This is a genomic window from Bradyrhizobium sp. IC3195 (assembly GCF_020193585.1).
Classification (GTDB): Bacteria; Pseudomonadota; Alphaproteobacteria; order Rhizobiales; family Xanthobacteraceae; genus Bradyrhizobium; species Bradyrhizobium yuanmingense.
Map to the genome: position 1 here is coordinate 211,296 of NZ_JADYVG010000011.1, position 23,256 is coordinate 234,551.

Annotated in this window: 21 protein-coding genes; 13 read left to right on the top strand and 8 right to left on the bottom strand. The window is 64.5% G+C overall.

The features are described from left to right. Window positions 1-139 precede the first annotated feature (139 nt). Window positions 140-2,044: a diguanylate cyclase gene (locus I6F09_RS21995; protein ID WP_225189029.1), complete on the top strand. Its 1,905-nt coding sequence runs from the start codon at window positions 140-142 to the stop codon at window positions 2,042-2,044. Between the two features lie 31 nt (window positions 2,045-2,075). Here the strand turns inward: I6F09_RS21995 and phaZ are convergent, their stop codons facing one another. Continuing rightward, window positions 2,076-3,299, bottom strand: a complete 1,224-nt coding sequence (gene phaZ / locus I6F09_RS22000; RefSeq protein ID WP_081492994.1) for a polyhydroxyalkanoate depolymerase — start codon at window positions 3,297-3,299, stop codon at window positions 2,076-2,078. A 165-nt stretch (window positions 3,300-3,464) separates the two neighbouring features. Between phaZ and I6F09_RS22005 the strand changes: the two genes are divergently transcribed. Beyond that, the gene (locus I6F09_RS22005) at window positions 3,465-4,121 is read left to right on the top strand and encodes a glutathione S-transferase family protein (RefSeq protein WP_109144728.1); all 657 of its coding nucleotides are present in this window, start codon (window positions 3,465-3,467) and stop codon (window positions 4,119-4,121) included. Between the two features lie 280 nt (window positions 4,122-4,401). Here the strand turns inward: I6F09_RS22005 and I6F09_RS22010 are convergent, their stop codons facing one another. Then, a complete protein-coding gene (locus I6F09_RS22010; protein WP_024339451.1) occupies window positions 4,402-4,626 on the bottom strand; it encodes a hypothetical protein in 225 nt (74 codons plus the stop codon). A 183-nt stretch (window positions 4,627-4,809) separates the two neighbouring features. Here I6F09_RS22010 and I6F09_RS22015 point away from each other — a divergent pair, with 183 nt between their 5' ends. Next, window positions 4,810-5,166, top strand: a complete 357-nt coding sequence (locus tag I6F09_RS22015; RefSeq protein ID WP_036028535.1) for a hypothetical protein — start codon at window positions 4,810-4,812, stop codon at window positions 5,164-5,166. A gap of 9 nt (window positions 5,167-5,175) precedes the next feature. Here I6F09_RS22015 and I6F09_RS22020 read toward each other — a convergent pair whose 3' ends face one another. Beyond that, the gene (locus I6F09_RS22020) at window positions 5,176-6,279 is read right to left on the bottom strand and encodes a mandelate racemase/muconate lactonizing enzyme family protein (protein ID WP_225189030.1); all 1,104 of its coding nucleotides are present in this window, start codon (window positions 6,277-6,279) and stop codon (window positions 5,176-5,178) included. Window positions 6,280-6,451: 172 nt separating this feature from the next. Here I6F09_RS22020 and I6F09_RS22025 point away from each other — a divergent pair, with 172 nt between their 5' ends. The 4 genes from I6F09_RS22025 to I6F09_RS22040 all read left to right on the top strand — a co-directional run bounded on the left by I6F09_RS22025 (window position 6,452) and on the right by I6F09_RS22040 (window position 10,724). Then, complete coding sequence (locus tag I6F09_RS22025) at window positions 6,452-7,285, top strand: AraC family transcriptional regulator (protein WP_225189031.1); 834 nt, start codon at window positions 6,452-6,454, stop codon at window positions 7,283-7,285. 136 nt (window positions 7,286-7,421) lie between these two features. After that, complete coding sequence (locus I6F09_RS22030; protein ID WP_225189032.1) at window positions 7,422-8,348, top strand: SMP-30/gluconolactonase/LRE family protein; 927 nt, start codon at window positions 7,422-7,424, stop codon at window positions 8,346-8,348. Between the two features lie 119 nt (window positions 8,349-8,467). Then, window positions 8,468-9,061 (top strand): GNAT family protein, encoded by a 594-nt coding sequence (locus tag I6F09_RS22035; RefSeq protein WP_225189033.1) that lies wholly within the window; start codon window positions 8,468-8,470, stop codon window positions 9,059-9,061. Between the two features lie 16 nt (window positions 9,062-9,077). Next, a complete protein-coding gene (locus I6F09_RS22040) occupies window positions 9,078-10,724 on the top strand; it encodes a GMC family oxidoreductase N-terminal domain-containing protein (protein ID WP_225189034.1) in 1,647 nt (548 codons plus the stop codon). 1,351 nt (window positions 10,725-12,075) lie between these two features. Here the strand turns inward: I6F09_RS22040 and I6F09_RS22045 are convergent. After that, entirely contained in the window at window positions 12,076-12,918 is an 843-nt protein-coding gene (locus I6F09_RS22045) for a MoxR family ATPase (RefSeq protein WP_036013181.1), read from the bottom strand. A 105-nt stretch (window positions 12,919-13,023) separates the two neighbouring features. Continuing rightward, window positions 13,024-13,269 carry a GlsB/YeaQ/YmgE family stress response membrane protein gene (locus I6F09_RS22050; RefSeq protein WP_036028526.1) on the bottom strand — a complete coding sequence of 82 codons (246 nt, stop codon included), beginning with the start codon at window positions 13,267-13,269 and terminating at the stop codon, window positions 13,024-13,026. A gap of 123 nt (window positions 13,270-13,392) precedes the next feature. On the opposite strand from I6F09_RS22050, the gene I6F09_RS22055 reads away from it, so the two are divergent. The 3 genes from I6F09_RS22055 to sseA all read left to right on the top strand — a co-directional run bounded on the left by I6F09_RS22055 (window position 13,393) and on the right by sseA (window position 16,108). Beyond that, window positions 13,393-14,568, top strand: a complete 1,176-nt coding sequence (locus I6F09_RS22055) for a VWA domain-containing protein (protein WP_225112151.1) — start codon at window positions 13,393-13,395, stop codon at window positions 14,566-14,568. Between the two features lie 130 nt (window positions 14,569-14,698). Continuing rightward, window positions 14,699-15,112, top strand: coding sequence for a rhodanese-like domain-containing protein (locus I6F09_RS22060; RefSeq protein WP_036013188.1), 414 nt, complete (start codon window positions 14,699-14,701; stop codon window positions 15,110-15,112). A 138-nt stretch (window positions 15,113-15,250) separates the two neighbouring features. Further along, window positions 15,251-16,108 (top strand): 3-mercaptopyruvate sulfurtransferase, encoded by an 858-nt coding sequence (gene sseA / locus I6F09_RS22065; protein ID WP_036028518.1) that lies wholly within the window; start codon window positions 15,251-15,253, stop codon window positions 16,106-16,108. A gap of 180 nt (window positions 16,109-16,288) precedes the next feature. Here sseA and I6F09_RS22070 read toward each other — a convergent pair whose 3' ends face one another. Beyond that, window positions 16,289-17,059 (bottom strand): hypothetical protein, encoded by a 771-nt coding sequence (locus I6F09_RS22070; protein WP_225189035.1) that lies wholly within the window; start codon window positions 17,057-17,059, stop codon window positions 16,289-16,291. A gap of 368 nt (window positions 17,060-17,427) precedes the next feature. Between I6F09_RS22070 and I6F09_RS22075 the strand changes: the two genes are divergently transcribed. Further along, window positions 17,428-18,624, top strand: coding sequence for a L,D-transpeptidase (locus I6F09_RS22075; RefSeq protein ID WP_225189036.1), 1,197 nt, complete (start codon window positions 17,428-17,430; stop codon window positions 18,622-18,624). Between the two features lie 55 nt (window positions 18,625-18,679). Here the strand turns inward: I6F09_RS22075 and I6F09_RS22080 are convergent, their stop codons facing one another. Next, window positions 18,680-19,642 carry a D-2-hydroxyacid dehydrogenase family protein gene (locus I6F09_RS22080; RefSeq protein ID WP_225189037.1) on the bottom strand — a complete coding sequence of 321 codons (963 nt, stop codon included), beginning with the start codon at window positions 19,640-19,642 and terminating at the stop codon, window positions 18,680-18,682. A gap of 130 nt (window positions 19,643-19,772) precedes the next feature. Further along, window positions 19,773-19,988 carry a hypothetical protein gene (locus tag I6F09_RS22085; RefSeq protein WP_036013194.1) on the bottom strand — a complete coding sequence of 72 codons (216 nt, stop codon included), beginning with the start codon at window positions 19,986-19,988 and terminating at the stop codon, window positions 19,773-19,775. A gap of 235 nt (window positions 19,989-20,223) precedes the next feature. Here I6F09_RS22085 and ettA point away from each other — a divergent pair, with 235 nt between their 5' ends. Both ettA and I6F09_RS22095 read left to right on the top strand, forming a co-directional pair. Then, window positions 20,224-21,873: an energy-dependent translational throttle protein EttA gene (ettA, locus tag I6F09_RS22090; RefSeq protein ID WP_036028509.1), complete on the top strand. Its 1,650-nt coding sequence runs from the start codon at window positions 20,224-20,226 to the stop codon at window positions 21,871-21,873. 7 nt (window positions 21,874-21,880) lie between these two features. Next, the gene (locus I6F09_RS22095) at window positions 21,881-23,107 is read left to right on the top strand and encodes a lytic murein transglycosylase (RefSeq protein WP_225189038.1); all 1,227 of its coding nucleotides are present in this window, start codon (window positions 21,881-21,883) and stop codon (window positions 23,105-23,107) included. The last annotated feature ends 149 nt before the right edge of the window (window positions 23,108-23,256 follow it).

Below are 23,256 nucleotides of genomic sequence, written 5' to 3' on the forward strand. Positions count from 1 at the left end.
TGCGCTATCGATCGACGGTCAAGCCGCTCATCGATGCCGTCAATCTCCTTCCGGTGTTCTCCCAAAAAATCACAAGCGGAACGAGCAACCATCCTTTAGCCCAAGGCGTTTACGGGGTTGAGGGTGCAGGGAGCATCTCTTGATCGATCACCGCAGCGATCTTCGGAAGGGGCGTCTGACGCTCTGGGCCTCCGCATTCGTGGCGGTCGCTTGCTTGGCGATTGTCGCGCTCAGCGGCTGGCGGGAGTGGTCCCAGCGACAGACGCTGCTGAAGGGCTCCGAAACAGACGTGGCCAATCTGGCCCGGTCGGTGACGCAACACGCGGACGATACGTTCGAACTCGCGGACACCGTTCTCAATGTGGTGGTCGGCCAACTCGAACTCGAGGGGACCAGCCCGGCGGCGATCGCGAAGATTCAGACCTTTCTTTCCCGGCGCAAAGCCGCGAACCGGATTCGAGCTGTGTTCGTCTATGACGAGACCGGCCGCTGGCTCGCAACCAGCGAGCCCGTGGATTTCGCCGGCCTCAACAACAGCGACCGCGAGTATTTCCAGCATCATCGCGCCGTGGCTGAGCGAGGAACCTTCATTGGGGGTCCAGTGAGGAGCAGATCGGGGGGGCAATGGATCATCACAGCGTCAAGGCGCTTCGATCATCCTGACGGCAGTTTTGCCGGAGTGGCTCTTACCACGATCGATGTCGACTATTTTTTGCAATTCTATCGCGGATTCGACGTTGGCCAGAACGGCTCAATTGCACTGGCGACCGCGAAGGGCGTTGTCCTCGCGCGTAGCCCGGACAACGGATATACGGGTCGCGATCTGTCGAATGCACCGCTTTTTAGGAATTTCCGCGAGCGGCCAAGTGCGGACGTCTACTACTTCACGTCGCCTCTCGACGGCGTTCGGCGTCTGAGCTTTTATCAACTCAGCAGTCGCTACCCTGTTGTCGTGGTTGCGACGGAATCGGAAGACGACGTCTTGGCCCCCTGGCGCAAAGCGGCGCTGACGCGCGTGGTTGCGGTGCTGGGACTGATAGGAGGGCTCGCTGTTGCGGGGGTTTGGCTGGTGCGCCAGTTGCACATGCGGCAGAAGATGGCCGCTGCTCTGATCGCCAAGGAGGCGGATTTTCGTCTCCTCGCGGAGCAGTCGGGAGACATGGTCATGCGTATAGCGGTCGATGGACGGATTCTCTATACGTCGCCGTCCAGCGCGCGAGTCCTCGGCTGGGCTCCGAACGAATTGGTGGATACGTCGGCCCTCGCCGGCATAAATCCGGCGGATCTGGCGCGGGTTGAGGAGACGATCTCCGCGTTGATGAACGGCGAAGCCGAGGAGGCGAGAATCACTTATCGCACTCGGCATCGCGAGAAAGGCGAGGTCTGGATCGAAACCGCGCTGCGCGTCGCCAGGAGTGCGCAGAGTGGAGACATCAACGGCGTGGTGGCGATCTCGCGCGACATGACCGAACGTAAGGACCTGGAGGATAAGTTGGCGGCTCTCGCCAGTTCGGATGGCCTGACGGACTTGGCAAACCGCAGACACTTCGACGAGCGGCTAGAGGCGGAATGGGATCGAGCCAGGCGCGAAGGAAGGCCTCTGTCACTGTTGCTGATGGATGTCGATCATTTCAAGAGTTTCAATGATCAGTACGGGCATCAGGCGGGCGATGCATGTCTCCGCTCGGTCGCCGGGGTCCTGGCAGAACAGGCCCGGCGACCAGCAGACTTGGCCGCTCGGTATGGTGGTGAGGAATTCGCCTTGCTGCTACCAAATACGGACACGGGAGGGTGCGAGCAGGTCGGCGAGCGAATCCGGCAAGCGATTCAAGACCTCGGCATCCTGCACGCGCTCAACCCGCCATCCAAGCAGGTCACCCTCAGTATTGGTGGCGCCACACATATGTCGTTCGGCGATAATGCTGATTTCACGTCGTTGATAGCGGCCGCGGATAAGGCGCTCTACGCCGCCAAGGAGAGCGGGCGCAACCGCCTTGTGATGTCAGGGCAAGTCATCGCGTGGCCCAGCGCGATACGAGCTTGAAGAGTAGCTCTCGTGCGCCGCGGCGTGCGCCTCACGAATTCACGTGCACGAAATCCCGCAGCAGCGGATAGATCTCGTTGTTCCAGCGCTTGCCGGAGAACACGCCGTAATGGCCGACGCCGGCCTGCATGTGGTGGACGCGGCGATAGGCGCGTACGCCGGTGCAGAGGTCCTGGGCGGCGAGCGTCTGGCCGATCGAGCAGATGTCGTCCTTCTCGCCCTCGACCGTCATCAGCCCCATGCGGCTGACCGCCCTGGTGTTCACCGGACGGCCGCGATGCATCAGCTTGCCTTGCGGCAGGAGATGCTCCTGGAACACGTCGCGCACGGTCTCGATGTAGAATTCGGCCGGCAGATCCATCACGGCGAAATATTCGTCGTAGAAGGTCTTGATGGTCGCGGCCTTCTCCTTCTCGCCCTTGGCGATGTGGTTGGCGAGGTCGAGATGCTGCTTGATGTGGCGCTCGAGATTCATCGAGACGAAGGCGGTGAGCTGCACGAAGCCGGGATACACCTTGCGCAGAGCGCCGCGGCACTGCACCGGCACGTAGTTGATCAGATTGCGCTCGAACCATTCGATCGGCTTGCTCTTGGCGAATTCGTTGACCCTGGTCGGCTGGATCCGCGTGTCGATCGGGCCGGCCATCAGCGTCAGCGTCGCCGGGCGCGAGGGATGGTTGTCCTCGCACATGATCGCGGCGGCCGCGAGCGCGGAGACGGACGGTTGGCAGATCGCCACCATGTGCGGGCGCGGCCCGAGCTGCCCGAGGAAGTCGATCAGGTGCTCGGTGTAGTCGTCGAGCCCGAAGCGGCCCTCGCTGCGCGGGATGTCGCGCGGATTGTGCCAGTCGGTGATGTAGACGTCGTGGTCCTGCAGCAGCGTCTTCACGGTGCCGCGCAGGAGCGTGGCAAAGTGTCCGGACATCGGCGCAACCAGCAGCATGCGCGGCTGCTCGGCCACGCCGTGTTTCCTGAAGTGCAGCAGCGAGCCGAACGGCGTCGCGTAGGCGATCTCCTCGCTGACCGCGACGTCGCGGTTGCCCACCATGACGCTGTCGATGCCGTAGGCGGGACGGTCATAGGTGAGGGTGGAGCGCGAGATCAGCTCCAGCGCGGCCGAAAGCCGGCCGACCACTTGGTCCGATGAGCCCTGAGGCACCAGATTGAGGAATTTGAGTGCGGACGAAGCCCCCGCGCGCCATGGCGCCGTCAGGTCCATGTGGTTCTGAAAAGCCTGATAATACATCGACATCATACTGAAGCGCCCACTTGCCTCCTGTCGTGATGCAATATCGAAGCCAGACGGGAGCCGGACCGCCCGGAAAATTGGCACGTCGCTTGCTGCGCCCCGGTCGGGTAGGCACAGATCACGGGCACGCACGCGCGGCGGTGCGTTGCCCAGGCGTGAGGGAAGGGCTCTATGGCGAAGGCGACACTGACCATCAGCAGCAAGAACTACTCGTCCTGGTCGCTGCGTGGCTGGCTGCTGACGAAATTCTCCGGGCTCGATTTCGAGGAGATCGTCACCGCGCCGGACGATCCGTCGGCGCGTGCGGAGATCCTGCTGCTGTCGTCCTCGATCCTGGTGCCGTGCCTGCGGCACGAGAGCGCCGTGGTCTGGGACACGCTGGCGATTGCCGAATATCTCAACGAGGTCATGCCGGACGCCGACCTGTTGCCGGCCGACCGCATCCAGCGCGCCCATTGCCGCTCGATCTCGGGCGAAATCCATTCCGGCTTCACCACGCTGCGCGCCTCGCTGCCGGTCAACCTGAAGGGGCACTTTCCCGGCTTCAAGATCTGGTCGCGGGCGCAGGCCGATATCGACCGGGTCTGGTTCATCTGGCGCGACTGCCTGGAGAAATCGGGCGGTCCCTTCCTGTTTGGCGAGAAGCGCACCATGGCGGACGCGATGTACGCTCCCGTCGTAACGCGCTTCGTGACCTATGACGTCAAGCTCGCACCGCCGCTCAAGGCCTATGCCGACACCATCATGGCCATGCCCGAGATGCAGGAATGGGTCGCGGCGGCGAAGGAGGAGCCGGCCGAGATCGAGGAGCTCGAGGTCGAATATTAGGCAGGCGTTGCACGGCTGTGCCTGTTTCGAGGGCGGCGGCCCTCCGCTGCGGACCGCGGCGCTATGCCCTTGCAACAATTAACCTTTGGACCCGGCGACAGGCGCCTGCGATCCGGCCGGCTGCGCAGATATTGTGCGCGCCTGCCGAACCGCAGCGAGATCTAGCCGTGAACAGGTGCGTACAAGGCGTTTCGGCTGATTCGGACGTGATTCGTTCGGGCCGCGTTCCGAAGGTTAAAGCGCAGCGCGGCCCCGTCGCGTTTTGAAACAGACACCGCCTTCAGGCGGCCCCGCGCTGCTTCACGCGCGGCAGGCGCCAGCCGATCACGGTTGCTTCCACCGCAATCCCGGCCTCGTGGTTTTGCCAGCGTCCTTCGACATAGCGGCAGGCGAACGGCAGTTGATACGTCCCGCTGTGATCCTCGCACAGCACTTCAAGTGGCAGGCCCGGCGGTGGTTCTCCGGCGCCGTCGAATTCCGCCAAACGTCTATCGCGCGTTGCCATTCCAAAAATCTCCCCTAAACAAAGCCGCGGAGAGCGCCCACTTCTCCCGCATGCGGTTCACTGCTCCCCGTCCCAGGGGAACGGGCCCAAGCTCAACGCGAGAATGCGGTGCGAGTGTGGTAGCCTCACGCTGCAGCGCGCAAACAGCGCACATTGATGTGATCGACTGGCCGAGGAACTTTCATGCTGCTTCGAAACGCCGGAATTTGTTTCGCAATGTTGCTGCTCGCCACGCTGGCGCCTCTGCCGGTGCTCGCGCAGGACGTGCCCGGCATCGAGATCTGCACGGTCGAGAAAACCATGGAGCGCCGCACCAGCTGCCTCCAGAGCAATGTCGACTTCCTGCAGAAGACGATCACCAAGCTCAGCCTCGACCATCAGCAAAAGCTGGATGTTGCCAATCGCCAGATCGATGCGCTGAAGACAGCCATCGCCGGCCTGCAGAAGACGCTTCTCGATCTCCAGGCCGCGCAGGCGAAGACCACTGAGGATCTGAAGAAGAAGCAGGACGCGCCGCCGGCGAAGGATGCTGCGAAATAGGCGCGCCGATCACGCCACGCGATAGCGCTCCATCACGCCACGATCGGGCTCGTAGCCGAGTCCGGGTCCCGCCGGCACCGCGACATGGCCGCTGGCATCGACATCGGCGCGGCCGCCCCAGAGGCAGGCTTCGCGCTTTAAATAGAACATCTCGACCAGCCCGTCGTCGCGTGTCGCGAGCAGATGCAGCGTCGCCAGCAGGCCCGGGCCAAAGTAAGGAGAGTGCGGCACGATCTTGACGCCGGACCGGTCGGCCAAGCCTGCGACCTTCAGGAATTCCGTGATGCCGCCGACCTTGATGACTGACGGCTGGGCGTGGCTGACCGCGCCCGCCTCCATCATCTGGCGGAATTGATATTCGGTGCAGGCATTCTCGCCGGCGGCAATTCCGAGCCCGCTCTTGCTGCGCACCTCGGCAAGCGTGGCGAAGTCTTCCGGCGGCCAGACCGGCTCTTCCAGGAACATCGGCTGCGCGTCGCGGCATGTCGCCGCGAACGCGATCGCCTGGTCCCCGGTCAGCGGGCAGTTCATGTCGACCATCAGTGGAATCCTCGGACCGATCGCTTCGCGCGCGGCAAGCACCGCAGGCGTCGTGGTCTCGTGCAGCTTGATCGCGCCATAGCCGAGCGCGAGCGCCTTCCTGCATTCGGCGGCGATGTTGTCGGGCGAGCCGATCCGGAGCAGGCTCGCGTAAGCCGGGATCGCCGTGCGCCTGATCTCGCCCAGCAGGCGGTGCAGCGGCACGCCCGCGACCTTCGCGGCGAGGTCCCACAATGCGATATCGAGCCCGGAGATCGCGAACATGGTGATGCCGTAGCGGCCGAACAGATGCAAATTGCGCTGGATCTGCTCCATCACGGCGGGGATGCCGGCCGCATCGGGCACCTCCAGCCCGCGGGCCTGCGGTGCGATCATCTCCTCGACGGCGCTGCGCGTCGTGCGCGGGCAGACATAGGCGAAAGCATCGCCCCAGCCGGTCAGCCCGGCATCGGTCGTGACCTCGACGAGGACCATGTCGAGTGCGGTGATGGCGGACGCGCCCTGGCGGAAGCTCGCGACACCGGCATCATAGGGGATGCGGATATGGTGCGCCCGCACATCGGTGATTTCCATGACCCGGTTCCTCTTTCTCGTGAGCGGTTTCGGCGAGTGTAGCCACGAACACCGGGGCGTTGCCAGCTTCCATTGACCGGCTATCCTCATGCAAACGACAGCAATGCCGATCAAGCAAAGTGATGCCGATCGGCGCATCATCACCGCGCTACGAACGAGAGCCTGAACCGCCATGAATCCAGCCCAGCGCGCGCTCTGGTATATCGAGAGCCATCTGGCCGAGCCGATGACGCTGGACGAGATCGCTGCGATCTCGGGCGTGTCGCGGTTCCACATTGTGCGTGCGTTTGCCGCAGCCGTCGGTCTGCCGGTGATGCGCTACGTGCGCGCGCGGCGGCTGACGGAGGCGGCGCGCAGTCTGGCAAAGGGCGCACCTGACATCCTGTCGCTGGCACTGGAGGCGGATTACGGCTCGCACGAAGCTTTCACCCGCGCGTTCCGCGACCAATTCGGCACCACGCCCGAAGCGGTGAGGGCGGCAGCGTGCGTCAACCAGCTCAGGCTACAGGAGCCGATCCTCATGGATTCCACCATGCTCGACCATCTTGCCCCACCGCGTTTCGAGACCGCAAAGGCCTTCCTCGTCGCCGGCCCCGCCGAGCGCATCTCCTGCGACAACGGTGCCATGATCCCTGGTCTGTGGCAGCGCTTCAATCAGGAGGTCGCCGACATCCCCGCGCGGGTCGGTCACGTCGCCTACGGCGTCTGCTGCAACGGCGATGATGCCGGCAATTTCGATTACATTGCCGGCGTCGAGGTCGCCGATTTCTCCGACCTGCCGCGCCGCTTCGGTCGCATCCGCATTCCGGAGCAGCGCTATGCGGTGTTCACGCACAAGGATCACGTCGCCTCGATCCGGCGCACCGTCAACACGATCTGGAATCAATGGCTGCCAGCGTCTGGCCTGAAAGCCGCGGACGCGCCCAACTTCGAGCGCTATGACGAGAAATTCGATCCCGCGACCGGCCATGGCGGCTTTGAAATCTGGATACCGGTGCGAGAATAACACGCAACGCTGGCATACCGTCCCGCTTGCTTGGCAAGCCCCGGCGACTTTGCCATAACCGCAGGCAAATCTTGCCTGCGGGGGCCCGAGCCGGACATCCCGTGCAAGCCATAACAAGCCGCCGGGAGGGTCTCCAATGTCCAGCGTCCGCGTTCTCGCCACCGACCTCGAATTTCCCGAAGGGCCGGTCGTGATGCCGGACGGTTCGGTGGTGCTGGTGGAGATCCGGGGACAGCGCCTGACGCGCGTCTATCCCGACGGCCGCAAGGAGATCGTGGCGAAGATTCCCGGCGGCCCGAATGGCGCCGCGCTCGGACCCGACGGCAAGATCTACGTCTGCAACAATGGCGGCTTCTCCTGGATTCCGGCCGGCAAGATGATCATGCCCGGCCCGCAGCCGGACGATTATCTCGGCGGCGCGATCCAGCGCGTCGACCTGCAGTCCGGCAAGGTCGAGACCGTCGTGACCAAATGTGGCGCGCACGATCTGCGCGGGCCGAACGACCTCGTCTTCGACAAGCACGGCGGTCTCTGGTTCTCCGACCTCGGCAAGCGGCGCGCGCGCGAGATGGATGTCGGCGGCATGTATTACCTCAAGCCCGGCATGAGCGAGATCGTCGAAATCGTGCATGGCGTATTGCCGGCGAACGGCATCGGCCTGTCGCCGGACGAGAATACGGTCTACATCGCGGAGACGCCGACCGGGCGGCTTTGGGCCTATGAGCTCTCGGCGCCGGGCACGCTCAAGCCGCGCGATCCGATCTATCGCGGCGAGCGCGGCCAGCCGATCTGCGGCCTTGGCGGCTACCAGATGTTCGACTCGCTCGCGGTGGAAGCGAACGGCAATGTCTGTGTCGCCACGCTCGTCTCCGGCTGCATCTCGGTGATCGCGCCCGACGGCACCCTGGTGGAACAGGTTCCGACCGGCGACCGCGTCACCACCAACATCGCCTTCGGCGGCCCCGAGCTGAAGACCGCCTACATCACGCTGTCGGGCAAGGGCGAGCTGATCGCCATGGACTGGCCGCGCGCCGGATTGCCGTTGAATTTTCTGAGCAAGTGACAATCGCGTAAAACGCGATTGTCATCCCGGGGCTATGCGGAGCATAGAACCCGGGATCTCGAGATTCCGGGTTCGGCTCTTCAAGCCGCCCCGGAATGACAATCATAAGGAACGACAGAATGCCCTGGCCCGATCCCGTCACCCTGCGCGGACAGCATGCCCGTCTCGAGCCGCTGTCGCATGACCATCGCGAAGGGCTGGTCGAGGCGGTCAAGGACGGCGAGCTGTCGAAGCTGTGGTACACCGCAATCCCGCTGCCGGAGAACATGGGCAAGGAGATCGACCGCCGCTTAGGCCTGCAGGCCGCGGGCTCGATGCTGCCCTTCACCGTGTTCGATGCCGGCGGCCGGATCGTCGGCATGACTACCTACATGAACATCGACGCCGCCAACCGCCGCGTCGAGATCGGCTCGACCTGGTATGGCAAGAGCGCGCAGCGCGGCCCGCTCAACACGCAGTGCAAGCTGCTGCTGCTGCGCCATGCCTTCGAGACGCTGAACTGCATAGCGGTCGAGTTCCGCACGCACTTCTTCAACCACCAGAGCCGCCGCGCCATTGAGCGCCTGGGCGCCAAGCAGGACGGTATCCTGCGCAGCCATCAGATCGCGCCGAACGGCACGCTGCGCGATACCGTCGTTTACAGCATCACCGCGGCCGAATGGCCGACGGTGCAGGCGCATCTCGAATTTCAACTCAACGACAAGCCGCGCTAGGGGCGGCCGAGGGACCATGGATAGATTTGATTATGTGATCGTCGGCGCGGGCTCCGCCGGTTGCGTGCTCACCAGCCGGCTCAGCGAGGATCCGAACACCAGTGTCTGCGTGCTCGAGGCGGGCCCGTCCGACTGGCACCCCTACATCCATCTGCCGGCCGGCTTCATCAAGACCTTCCACATGAAGAGCATCAACTGGGCCTATCAGCAGGAGCCCGGTCCGTGGACCGGCGGGCGCAGCATCTATGCGCCGCGCGGCAAGACGCTGGGCGGCTCGTCCTCGATCAACGGCCACATCTACAATCGCGGCCAGCGCATGGATTTCGACACCTGGGCGCAGATGGGCAATCGCGGCTGGGGCTATGCCGACGTGCTGCCCTATTTCCGCCGACTGGAGAAGCGGATCGGCGAGGGCGAGGACACCTATCGCGGCCGCGACGGCAACCTCATCGTCACCACCATGAACTGGCGCGATCCGCTCTGCGAGGCCTTCATGGAAGGGGCGGTCTCGCTCGGCATTCCCCGCAACCCCGATTACAACGGCAAGACCCAGGAAGGCGTCTCCTACTGCCAGCGCACCATCAACAACGGCCTGCGCGTCTCCGGCGCCACCGCATTCCTCAAGCCGGCGATGAAGCGGCCCAACGTGCATGTGCACACCCATGCGCACGCGACCGAGATCATCTTCGAGGGCAAGCGCGCCGTCGGCGTGCGCTACATGAAGGGCGGCCGCGGCGGCCAGCCGGTCGAAGTGCGCGCCAACAAGGAGGTGATCCTGTCCGGCGGCAGCTATAATTCGCCGCAGCTGCTGCAGCTCTCCGGCATCGGCTCGCCGGACCTATTGCAGCAGCACGGCATTGCCGTGCGTCACGCGCTGCCGGTCGGCGAAGGCCTGCAGGACCATTACGCCCCGCGCACGGTGGCGCGCGTCAAGGACATCAAGACCATCAACGAGCTCCGCCGCGGCTTCTCGCTGTGGATCGAGGCGTTGAAATGGGCGACCCAGCGCAAGGGCCTGCTGTCGCTGTCGCCGACCATGGTCTATTGCTTCTGGCATTCCGGCGAGAGCGCCGAGAGCTCCGACCTGCAGCTCACCTTCACGCCGGCTTCTTACAAAGAAGGCGTGCAGGGCCAGCTCGAGGACGAGCCCGGCATGACCGTGGCGTCCTGGCAGCAGCGTCCCGAGAGCCGCGGCTATGTCCGGATCCGCTCCAGCGATCCGTTCGCGCCGCCGATCATCCAGACCAATTATCTCGACGCCGAGCTCGACCGCCGCGTCATCGTCGGCGGCATGAAGCTGGCGCGGCGCCTCTTGAAGAGTGCGCCGCTCTCGCCCTATTACGCCTACGAGGATTTCCCCGGCCCCAACGTCAACACCGACGACGAATTCCTAGCCGCCGCCACCCAACGCGGCACCACCACCTTCCACCCCGGCTGCACCTGCCGCATGGGCCCGGCGGACTCGACGTGGGCGGTCGTCGACGACCAGCTCCGCGTCCACGGCCTCGAAGGCCTCCGCGTCATTGACGCCTCCGTGATGCCGCGCATGATCTCGGCGAATTTGAATGCGTCGACGATGATGATCGCCGACCGCGCCTCCGACCTCATCCGCGGCAAGCAGCCGCTGGAAGCCGCAAGGATTCCGGACGCAGCGGTGGCGTGATATCTTCGTAGGGTGGGTTAGCCAGCGGCGGCGCGAAGCGCGGCCGTAGGCGTAACCCACCGTTTCTTTCGATGTGAAAACGAGCCGTGGCGGTTACGCCTTCGGCCAATCCGCCCTACGCGCTTCACCGATAGGCAAAACGCCAAATGCCCCAATCCGGCGCTGAGCGGCAATCCGTTGGCCAGATTGCCATCTGCGGCATCGTCTTTCTCTGCACCGCTATTCCGCTCGGTCTGCTGCTCCGCGTGGGCTGGCGCGATTGGACCCTCCTTGCCGGCCTCTGGGCGATAATGTACTTCATGGGCGGAATAGGATGGTTTCCTCGGCCCACACCAGTTCAAAAGGCCTTCTCATATGGTCTGCTCGTAGGCACGGTGCTGCCGGCGCTGGAGTGGGCGGCGACGCTTCACGGCCCGTAGCCCGTCGGGCAAAACACCCCGTCACCCCGTCAACCCCTCTCCATAAAATATTCCGCTTTACCGAAATTCGGAATTGCGGCATAGATCGAACCAGCCCGGCTCACGAAAGAGGGGCGGTTCGCGAGTCGTTCGAAACGCGGGCCGGGTTGCGGTGGACGCGGCAGCGTCGGCACGATGGGTGCGGGCAGGGCGGGTAGTCCCTGTGAGCCCGAGGCCGCGTGCAGACGAACGGCGCTGAAGTCCGGCGAAGCCTCTTGGCGAAGCCGGATGAGCTGCGTACGGCAAAACCGTGTGGTCCTGGCCGTCGTTGCTACGGTCAAGCTGGCCGCGGAGATGCGCGCGAGCCCAACCGGGCGGACGGCATCGTCAATTCGCGGGGCGAGGGAGGCCAGAAGGAATTCGGCTCCCGGGAGAGCACGGCATAAGCCGTCCGACCATCGCGCAGGGAAGGCCGAGTGATCGGCGACACCTGTATGCTGCTGTGCGGTTTCTCTGCGTGTGCTTTTCGCGCAGCGGACCGCGGGTGCCCGTCGGCACCCGGTCTTCCCTGCGCCCTCTTTCTTTTGGGGCGACGGAATGAAGCAAAGCTCGGGCGAGATGAGCCGCGAGGCTGCGAAGGTGTGTCTGCAAATTGAATTGCCAGCGGAGAACGACGCCGTTGCTCCTTGCTCCGTCATTGCGAGCGCAGCGAAGCAATCCAGACTGTTTCCGCGGAGGGATTCTGGTTGCTTCGCTGCGCTCGCAATGACGATGTGGAAGCAGGTGCGTGCCACATTCTCACTGTCATCGCCCGGCTTGACCGGGCGATCCAGTATTCCAGAGGCGGCTGGGATGGAATCGAAAGGCTGCGGCGTACTGGATTCCCCGCCTTCGCGGGGAATGACACCAATGTTTTGAGCGACAGCGGAGCGTTATCGTGAGTGAGCCCCAGCCTACACTTCCCGTCGGCTCAAAAACGCCAGCCGCTCGAACAGATGCACGTCCTGCTCGTTCTTGAGCAGCGCGCCGTGCAGCGGTGGAATCAGCTTGCGCGGGTCGCGTTCGCGCAGCTGCTCGGCGCTCATGTCCTCGTTGAGCAGCAGCTTGAGCCAGTCGAGCAGCTCCGAGGTCGACGGCTTCTTCTTCAGGCCCGGGACCTCGCGCACCTCAAAGAAGATGCGCAGCGCTTCCTCGACCAGGCGCTTCTTGATGCCGGGGAAGTGCACGTCGATGATGCGGCCCATCGTGTCGGCGTCGGGGAACTTGATGTAGTGGAAGAAGCAGCGGCGCAGGAACGCGTCGGGCAGCTCCTTCTCGTTGTTGGAGGTGATCATCATGATCGGGCGCTGCTTCGCCTTGATCGTCTCGCCGGTCTCGTAGACATGGAATTCCATGCGGTCGAGCTCGAGCAGCAGATCGTTGGGGAATTCGATGTCGGCCTTGTCGATCTCGTCGATCAGGAGCACCGGGCGCTGCTCGCTGGTGAAGGCGTCCCACAGCTTGCCGCGCTTGATGTAGTTCCGGATGTCGGATACGCGCGCATCGCCGAGCTGGCTGTCGCGCAGGCGCGACACCGCGTCGTATTCGTAGAGGCCCTGCTGCGCCTTGGTGGTGGACTTGATGTGCCAGGTCAGAAGCGGCGCGTTCAGCGCCTTCGCCACTTCCTCCGCCAGCACCGTCTTGCCGGTGCCGGGCTCGCCCTTCACCAGGAGCGGACGCTCGAGCACGATCGACGCATTCACGGCGACCTTGAGATCGTCGGTCGCAACATAGTCCTTGGTGCCGGTAAACTTCATTGCTCGTCCTTGTTGGTCGTCGTCGCCGGGCATCGCCAATTTCATGCCCTGGTCACGACAAGCGAACGGCCGCTCGAGGCGGCCGTTCCTGGTTCGGTCAGGCTTTCAGACCCGTTTTATCAGCGAAAGGATGACGAGCACAATCACCGCGCCGATCGTGGCATCGACGATGGCGCCGATTGTGCCCGTTGCCAGCTGGATGTGCAGCTGTGGCAGAACCCAGCTCGCCACCAGCGCGCCGATGATGCCGACGACGATGTTGCCGATCAGCCCAAATCCCGCCCCATGGACAATCTTGCCCGCAAGCCAGCCGGCGATGGCACCGATGATCAGCGCTGCGAGAATTCCCATTGCAAACGTCCCCCAAACAACCCCTCATTGTCGCCAATTCTAGAGCAAAAAGCCTGCCGGTCCAGCGTCCCGCGACGGTCTGCGCCCCTTGACGTTCGCCACCCGACGGGCAATCTGTTACCCATGTTCCTGCAATTCTTCACCTCTCTGCGCGATGCGCAGGTCCCCGTGACGCTGCGCGAATACCTCACGCTGATGGAGGCGCTCGACGCTGACCTTGCGGACTATACGGTCGAGAATTTCTATTACCTGTCGCGCGCCTCGCTGGTGAAGGACGAGCGCAACCTCGACAAGTTCGATCGCGTCTTCGGCACGGTGTTCAAGGGGCTGGAAAGCCTGCTCGAGGCCATGGACAAGGCGGAGATCCCCGAGGAGTGGCTGAAGAAGCTCGCCGAGAAATACCTGACCGAAGAAGAGAAGAAGCAGATCGAGGCCATGGGCTGGGACAAGCTCATGGAGACCTTGAAGAAGCGCCTCGAGGAGCAGAAGGGCCGGCACCAGGGCGGCTCGAAATGGATCGGCACCGCCGGCACCTCGCCGTTCGGCGCGCACGGCTACAACCCCGAAGGCGTGCGCATCGGCCAGGAGAAGAACCGCAACAACCGCGCCGTGAAGGTGTGGGACAAGCGCGAGTTTCGGGATCTCGACGGCAATGTCGAGCTCGGCATCCGCAACATCAAGGTGGCGCTGCGGCGCCTGCGCAAGTTCGCGCGCACCGGCGCGCCCGATGAGCTCGATCTCGACACCACCATTCGCGAGACCGCCAATCACGGCTACCTCGACGTGCACATGCGCCCCGAGCGGCGCAATGCAGTGAAGCTCTTGGTGTTCTTCGACATTGGCGGCTCGATGGATGCGCATATCGAGCAGGTCGAGGAGCTGTTCTCGGCGGCGAAGAGCGAGTTCAAGCACATGGAGTATTTCTACTTCCACAATTGCCTCTATGAGGGCGTGTGGAAGCAGAACAAGCGCCGCTTCACCGACCGCACGCCGACCTGGGACGTGCTGCACAAATACCCGCACGACTACAAGGTCGTGTTCGTCGGCGATGCCTCGATGTCGCCTTACGAGATCATGGTGCCCGGCGGCTCGGTCGAACACGTCAACGAGGAGCCCGGCTCGGTCTGGCTCGACCGCATCATCCGCACCTATCCGCATACGGTGTGGCTGAACCCGGTGCAGCAGAAGCACTGGGACTATTCGGAATCCACCACCATCATCAAGCGCATCTTCGCCAATCGGATGTATCCGATCACGATCGAGGGGCTGGAAGCTGCGATGAAGGAATTGACGCATTGATGCCTCCCGTCGTCATTCCGGGGCGCCCGAAGGGCGAACCCGGAATCCATCGGGCCGCAGTGCATGTAGAGGAATAGATTCCGGGCTCGCGCTACGCGCGCCCCGGAATGACAACAAGAGGGAGAAGCACGTGCCCCAGACCATCACCCGCGGCATCAAGGCGCTGATCGACGAGGCCAATGCCGAGATCGAGACGCTCACCGCCAAGGACGCCATCGAGATATCCAGGAACGGCGACGTCGTCATCGTCGACATCCGCGATCCCCGCGAGATCGAGCGCGACGGCCGCATCCCCGGCGCCTTTGCCTGCACGCGCGGCATGCTCGAATTCTGGATCGACCCGCAGAGCCCGTACGCAAAACCGATCTTCCAGGAAGACAAGAAGTTCGTGTTCCACTGCGCCGGGGGCTTACGCTCCGCGCTCGCCGCCAAGACCGCGCAGGACATGGGCCTCAAGCCCGTCGCCCACATCGCCGGCGGCTACGCCGCCTGGCGCGATGCCGGCGGGCCCACGGAGAAGTGGGAGCCGAAGAAGAAGGGGTGAGGGCCTTGCCCTCTCCACCCGTCATTCCGGGGCACGCGAAGCGTGAGCCCGGAATCCATTGATCCACAGAGTCTGAGGCACGATGGATTCCGGGCTCGTGCTTCGCACGCCCCGGAATGACCAACGGAGAATGCTTCAATGACCACCGCCACCGACCCCCTCGTCTCCACCGAATGGCTCGCCGCTCACATCGGCGATGCCAACGTCAAGATCCTCGACGCCAGCTTCAAGCTGCCGGGCGTGCTGCCGCTGCCGAAGGACGACTATCTCGCCGCGCATCTGCCGGGCGCCGTGTTCTTCGACGTCGATGCGGTGTCGGATCATTCCAACCCGCTGCCGCACATGTTTCCGAGCGCCGAGCAGTTCGGCCGCGACGTCGGCAATCTCGGCATCTCCAACGCGGACACCGTCGTGCTCTATGATGCCGGCGGCTGGGTCGCAGCGCCGCGTGCGTGGTGGATGTTCCTGTCCTATGGCCACAGCAACGTGCGCATTCTCAATGGCGGTCTGAAGAAGTGGCGCACTGAGGGACGCGCGACCGAGAGCGGCGAGGTCAAGCCGAAGCCGACGACCTTCACGGCGAGCTATGACGCAAACCGCGTGCGCAGCATGCAGCAACTGATCGCCAATGTCGAAAGCCGCAACGAGCAGGTGATCGACGCGCGCGCCGCCGATCGCTTCGAAGGCCGCGCGCCCGAGCCGCGCCCGGGCATCCGCTCCGGTCACATCCCCGGCGCCCGCAACGTGCCCTACAATCTGCTGTTCGACGCCGCGACCGGCGAGATGAAGCCGCTCGACGAGCTCCGCGCCGCCTTCACCAATGCCGGCGTCGAGCTGGATGCGCCGATCGTGACGAGCTGCGGCTCCGGCGTCTCGGCCGGCGTGCTGACGCTCGCGCTCTACCGCCTCGGCATCACCGACACCGCGCTCTATGACGGCTCGTGGTCGGAATGGGGCCAGGCCGGCGGCCCGGCCATCGCGACCGGCCCGGCTTGAGGTTGCAGCCACGATGACGGTGCGCTCCCTCGCCCCGTTCTTACGGGGAGAGGGTTGGGGTGAGGGGCCTCTCTCCACACGATGAGACTATCGACGGACCTGTACCCCCTCACCCGGAATCCGCGCGACGCGCGAAATTCCGACCTCTCCCCGCAAGCGGGGAGAGGTGAAGAAGTAAGATCACCGCGTGCGTGCGGTCGTCGTTGTCGCGAAGGCCGGCTGCTGCTGACCGAACGGATCGAGCTGCTGCTGCAACTGCTGAGGCGGCGGGCGCCGCACCACGCGGGCTCGCTTCTTGGCTTTCGCCTTGCGCTTGGTCGCCTTGCTGTCCGACTTGGTGCTCTCGGCCTTGCTGCTCTCGGCCTTGACCTTCGCCGGCGCGTCCATCGTGGCCGTGGCGGCGTTCAGCGCAGCGAGCCTTGCGGAGGCGACATCGAGCGCCGCGGCGGCGAGGGCCGGGTCAGCTGGTTCCGGCTCGCTGGCGATTGCGGCAGGCTGGGCCTCGGGAATCCCGGCCGTGGTGTCGGCGGGGGTCAGCGTATCGATGGAAGCCGGCGCTGCGGCCGTCACGGTCGGTTCGGGCTTGGCTGCTTCGATGGCCGGCACTTCAGCCAGGGGCGCGGCGGCCTCGGGCCGGACGTCGGTCTCGGTCGTCAGTGCAGCAACCTGTTCGGGCTCGCTCAGGGGCAGAGCGATGGTCGGCACCTGGTCGCGCAGCGATGGCGTGGTCTCGGCAGGTGGCTCCGGCTCGGTCCGCAGCACCGCGAGCACCGGCTGGGCCGGCTCGGGCGCCTGCGCAAACATTTGCTCCTGCGGCCCGTTCCGCCAGCCGGGGTTGTTGACATATTGCTGATGGGTCGCCCGGAGCAGAGCGGCGGCCCCTAGGCCGAACACCAGGATGGAGGTTGACAGCAGGATCGCGGCAAACAGGAAGCGAAAGCCGGGAAGCATTGAGCGATTGCGAATTTCCGCCCCGGCGGCGGAAGTAGCCGGGGCTCAAGAGCCATCTGAACGCGGTGACGGTACTGCTTGCCGCGTTCGCCACGCGGGATCGGAGCTCAAAAAGGTGGCGAATCAGGCTGATTCGACCATATCGCAACGTCTCCGCATCGTTCCGTTAAAATCGCGGCCGACCATCGCGCCAATCGAAGGCGCGATACGATTTCAGCCCCGTGATGCAACGGGGCAACGGTAGTCTTGCGGATCACAAATCGGCAAGTCCGGCGCAAATAAGCCTGATATGTCTTGAATGTGCCGCTATCTTCCGTCATCTGGCCGTTAACGGTCCGGTCGGGCTTGGGGACTATACAAGAGCGATGATGATCAAACACTTTCTGACGATATGCGCTGCCGCAACAGTCGCTGCGGCGGGAACCTCGTTCGCTCAGGCTCAGAGCTATCCGATCCAGCAGGTGCCAAGCTATGGCGCACCGGCCGAATATCGGCCCGGTGACCGCATGCCGAATTTCGACGCGCTCGACGAAGACGACGAGGCGATGCCGCATGCCTCGCTGCCGCCGCCCGGTCCGGCCGACGATCCGCGCTACGGTCGTCCGATGGGCGCGCCTCCGGTCTATTCGGCCGCCCCGCCGCAAGGTCCGGTGATGTCGCCGGATGATCCGCGCTATGGGCGCCCGGCTGGCGCCCCGCCGGTCTATTCGGCCGCGCCGCAGGGCCCCGTGATGTCGCCCGACGATCCCCGCTACGGCCGCCCCGCCGGTCCGCCGGCGGTGATCTACGCCGACCGTCCGCCTCAGCAATCGCCCGCCAACGATGGCCTGCGTCCGCCCGAGTCTGTGGGCGGTCCCTCCGCGACTGGGACGGTCCAGGCCGGACAGCCGCCCGTGGGCACGGATGGCCGCCCGGTGACCCTGGCCGCGCTGCCGCCCGAGGAGCAGCCCGATGCCGCGCCGGTGCAGCTGCCGCCGAACCTGCGCCGTCAGGAGGTCGCGTTCCAGACCAAGGAGCCGGCCGGCACGCTCGTGGTCGATACGCCCAACACCTACCTCTATTACGTGCTCGGAGGCGGCCGTGCGATCCGCTACGGCGTCCGAGTCGGCCGCGACGGCTTCACCTGGACGGGCGTGCAGAAGATCACCCGCAAGGCCGAGTGGCCGGATTGGCATCCGCCGACCGAGATGATCGAGCGTCAGCCCTATCTGCCGCGCTTCATGGCCGGCGGCCCGGGTAATCCGCTCGGCGCCCGCGCGATGTATCTAGGTTCGACCGTCTACCGCATCCACGGCACCAACCAGCCCTCGACGATCGGCAAGTTCGTCTCCTCCGGCTGCATCGGCATGCTGAACGAGGACGTCTCCGACCTGTTCGAGCGCGTCAAGGTCGGCACCCGCGTTGTCGTGATGCCGGGTGGTCCGCCGCCGGGAACGGCGACGGCCTCCGCTGCGCCGACGCAGAGCGCTGCCGGGCCGGCTCCGATGTCCGCCCAGGCGGGCCCGGTCCCGGGGACGCAGCCCACCGTTGTGCCGCCGCTGCCCGCGCCGGTCACCGTGCGCTGAGGGCCTCAACTCGATGAGATTGCGAAGGGCGTGCCGTCGGCACGCCCTTTTCGTTTCAGGCCAGCTTCCGCGGCAGCTCGCCGCCTTTGGTGACGGCGTCGATCGCCTCGACCATCTGGCCGTAATGGATGCGCAGACCATCCGTGGTGGCGTAGCCCAGATGCGGCGTCAGCACGAGATTGTCGAGCTTGCGGAAGGGATGGTCGACCGGCAGCGGCTCGACCGAGAACACGTCCAATCCTGCACCTGCGATCTTGCGCTGCTGCAAGACTTCCAGCAGCGCCTGCTCATCCACGATCGGCCCGCGCGCGGTGTTGACCAGGAAGGCCGTCGGTTTCATCCGCGCAAGATCCGCGCGGCTGACGAGGCCACGCGAGCGCTCGCTCAGCACCACGTGGATGGTGACGATGTCGGCCTTGGCGAACAGCTCCTCCTTGGAGGCGTAGCCGACGCCGGCCGCCGCACATTTCTCCGCGGTGAGGTTCGGGCTCCAGGCGATCACGTTCATGCCGAACGCCTTCGCAATGCCCGCCATCTTGCTGCCGAGCTTGCCGAGCCCGACGACGCCGAGCGTCAGCCCTTCGATCTCGACTCCGGCAAATGTCTGCCAGGACTCGCCCGCATGCATGCGCGCGTTCTCTCGGCCGATGCCGCGGGTCAATTCCAGGATCAGGCCCATCGTGAGCGGCGCCGTCGGATCGCGGGAATATTGCGTGCCGCCGATGGCGATGCCGCGCGCTTTCGCGGCCTCGATGTCGATCGCAGCGTTGCGCATGCCCGAGGTCAGCAGCAGCTTAAGCTTCGGCAGGCGATCGAACAGGCTCTTGGGAAACGCCGTGCGCTCGCGCATCGCGCAAATGATTTCGAAGTCGGTGAGCGCACTGGCTGCGGCCTGCTCGGAGGCGAAGGGATGGCTGAACACGGTGACGTCGACGCGATCCGACAATTTCGGCCAGTCGGCGACGTCGAGGGCGAGATTGAAATAGTCGTCGAGGATTGCGCAGCGCAGCCGGCTCATCAGCGTTCATCCATGGCGAGAGGTGAAGGCGCCAGGCGGGCGCCGTCATCGGAACCTGGCCATGGTTTGCGCGCAATCGCGCCGGCGCGCAAGCAGCCTGCGTCTTCAAAAGTCCGATAGGGATCGTCGCTCAGACGTCGCGGGGCTTCAGGCGGAACGGTGCATCCATGCCGTGCTTGGCGCGCCAGGCGGGGCCGGGGCCGCGCATGTAATGCAGTTCGGGCCGGTAGGGATTGAAGGCGGTGACGAAGAAGCGCTTCCAGAAGGCCTTGATCTCCGAGGCGAACCCGGAGTCGCGCCCGGCTCCTGCCGGAACAGGAAGAGAATGGGTCTCGATCAGAGCCATGATGCGGCCTCGCTGTGCTCCCCGTTCGTTCTGAGCGGGTGGCGCTGTTTCCGCGCGAAACCGAGCTTTGGCCTGATTTATTAAAAGATGGTTTCAATTGTCCGGATCGGTGGCCGGATGGTTTCCTGACCGTATTCATCCGTGGTGAACGGACGGAAAACGTTGCCCTTTGGGGGCGGGATCGCTACATCGCTGGCGAAGCAAATTTCCTCAAATCGAAGGTTTCACGGGACCGATGGCGCGCCAGTTCATCTATTTCATGCAGGGCCTGACCAAGAGCTACCCGACCCGGAAGGTGCTCGATAACATCCATCTGAGCTTCTACCCGGACGCCAAGATCGGCGTGCTCGGCGTCAACGGCTCGGGTAAGTCGACCCTGCTCAAGATCATGGCCGGTCTCGACAAGGAATACACCGGCGAGGCCTGGGTCGCCGAGGGCGCCCGCGTCGGCTATCTCGAGCAGGAGCCGCAGCTCGATTCCAAGCTGACCGTGCGCGAAAACGTCATGCAGGGCGTCGCCAAGCAGAAGGCGATCCTGGACCGTTACAACGAGCTCGCGGTCAACTATTCGGACGAGACCGCCGACGAGATGACCAAGCTGCAGGACGAGATCGAGGCCCAGGGCCTGTGGGATCTCGACAGCAAGGTCGACCAGGCCATGGACGCGCTGCGCTGTCCGCCCGACGATGCCGACGTGACGAAACTCTCGGGCGGTGAGCGCCGCCGCGTCGCGCTGTGCCGCCTGCTGCTCGACCAGCCCGAACTCTTGCTGCTGGACGAGCCGACCAACCATCTCGACGCGGAATCCGTGTCGTGGCTGGAAGGCCATTTGCGCAACTATCCCGGTGCGATCCTGATCGTCACCCACGACCGCTACTTCCTCGACAACGTCACGGGCTGGATCCTCGAGCTCGATCGCGGCCGCGGCATCCCGTACGAGGGCAATTACTCGTCCTGGCTGGTGCAGAAGCAGAAGCGTCTGGAGCAGGAGGGCCGCGAGGATGCGGCGCACCAGAAGACGCTCGCGCGCGAGCAGGAATGGGTCGCCTCGTCGCCGAAGGCCCGCCAGGCCAAGTCGAAGGCGCGCTACCAGCGCTATGAGGAGCTGCTGAAGAAGGCGAGCGAGAAGCAGACCCAGACCGCGCAAATCATCATTCCAGTGGCCGAGCGGCTCGGCGCCAACGTGGTCGATTTCGAGGGGCTCAGCAAAGGCTTTGGCGATCGTCTCCTGATCGACAACCTCACCTTCAAGCTGCCGCCCGGCGGCATCGTCGGCGTGATCGGTCCCAACGGCGCCGGCAAGACCACGTTGTTCAGGATGATCACCGCTCAGGAGAAGCCGGACTCCGGCACGATCACGGTCGGCGAGACCGTGCATCTCGGCTACGTCGACCAGTCGCGCGACGCGCTCGACGGCAAGAAGACCGTGTGGGAGGAGATCTCTGGCGGCAACGAACTGATCCTGCTCGGCAAGAAGGAAGTCAACTCGCGCGGCTATTGCTCGTCGTTCAACTTCAAGGGCGCAGACCAGCAGAAGAAGGTCGGCGCGCTCTCGGGCGGTGAACGCAACCGCGTCCATCTCGCAAAAATGCTGAAGTCCGGCGCCAACGTCCTGCTGCTCGACGAGCCGACCAACGACCTCGACGTCGACACGCTGCGCGCGCTCGAAGAGGCGCTGGAGGACTTCGCCGGCTGCGCCGTCATCATCAGCCACGATCGCTGGTTCCTCGACCGCATCGCGACGCACATCCTCGCCTTCGAGGGCGAGAGCCACGTCGAATGGTTCGAAGGCAATTTCCAGGATTACGAGAAGGACAAGATGCGCCGGCTCGGCCAGGACAGCATCATCCCGCACCGCGTGAAGTACAAGAAGCTGACGCGGTGATGGCGGCATGATGCGACGGGCGCTCATCGCTGCGGGGATCGTCATCGCCTGCAGCTGGTCGCCCGTCCGTGCTGCCGACGCCGCCTTCACCCAGTTCATCGCCTCGTTGTGGCCGGCGGCCCAACAGGCCGGCGTTTCGCGTGCAACGTTCGATGCGCAAACGCGCGGGCTGGAGCCCGATTACAAGCTGCCCGATCTGCTCTTGCCCGGGCGGCCGGCAACGGGTGCGCCGTCGCAGGCCGAGTTCGTGCAGGTGCCGGCCGACTACGTCAAGGAAGCCTCGATCGCGCGGCTTGCAGGCGAGGGGCAGCGGCTGCTCCAAAAGCATCGTACCTCGCTGAACGAGATCGAGAAGAAGTCCGGCGTGCCGGCGACCGTCATGCTCGCCATCTGGGGCCGCGAGACAGACTATGGCCGGCACACGTTGCCCTACGATCTGGTGCGCGTACTGGCGACGCAGGCCTATGTCGGACGCCGAAAGGATCAGTATCGCAACGAGTTCATTGCCGCGCTCAAGATCCTCGATGAAGGCGTCGTCACGCGCAAGGACATGCGCTCGTCCTGGGCCGGCGCGACCGGCCTCACCCAGTTCCTGCCGTCCGAATATTACAAGCATGGCGTCGATTTCGACGGCGATGGCCGCATCGACATCTGGCACTCGGTGCCGGATGCGCTGGCCTCGGCTGCGCAGCAGCTCGTCAACAAGGGCTGGCAGAGCGGCGTGCGCTGGGCTTACGAGGTGCAGGCGCCGGCGAAGGTCGATTGCACGACGGGCGTGCCGGAGGTGACGAAGCCGATCGGCCAATGGCTGCGCGAGGGTTTTGTCCCGGTACGCGGCCAAAAGCTCAGCGCCGCCGAGCAGGCGCAGCCGGCCTCGCTGCTCCAGCCCGAAGGCATCTACGGCCCGTCATTCCTGACCACGAAGAATTACTTCGTCATCAAGGAATACAATTTCTCCGATCTCTACGTGCTGTTCGTCGGCCATCTCAGCGACCGCATGACGAGCCCGCTGCCGTTCGCAACGCCCTGGTCCGCCTCGAAGCAATTGCGCACCAAGGACGTCGAGACCATGCAGCGCGAGCTGACGCGGATCGGGCTCTACAAGGACAAGATCGACGGCAAGGCCGGCATGCAGACCCGTGCGGCGCTTGGCGCCTATCAGAAGTCGGCGGGCCTCAAGGTCGATTGCTGGCCGAGCGAAGAGGTGCTGCGTTCGATCCAGGCGGCGCGATAGAGCATGATCCGGAAAAGTGTGAAGCGGTTTTCCGAAAAGATCATGCTCAAACAATAACCTAAAGCGCGATGACGCTTCATCCTAACCGCATCGCGCTTTAGCGTGCGCAAACAAAAAGCCCGGCCGATGCTCTCGGCCGGGCTTTCCGA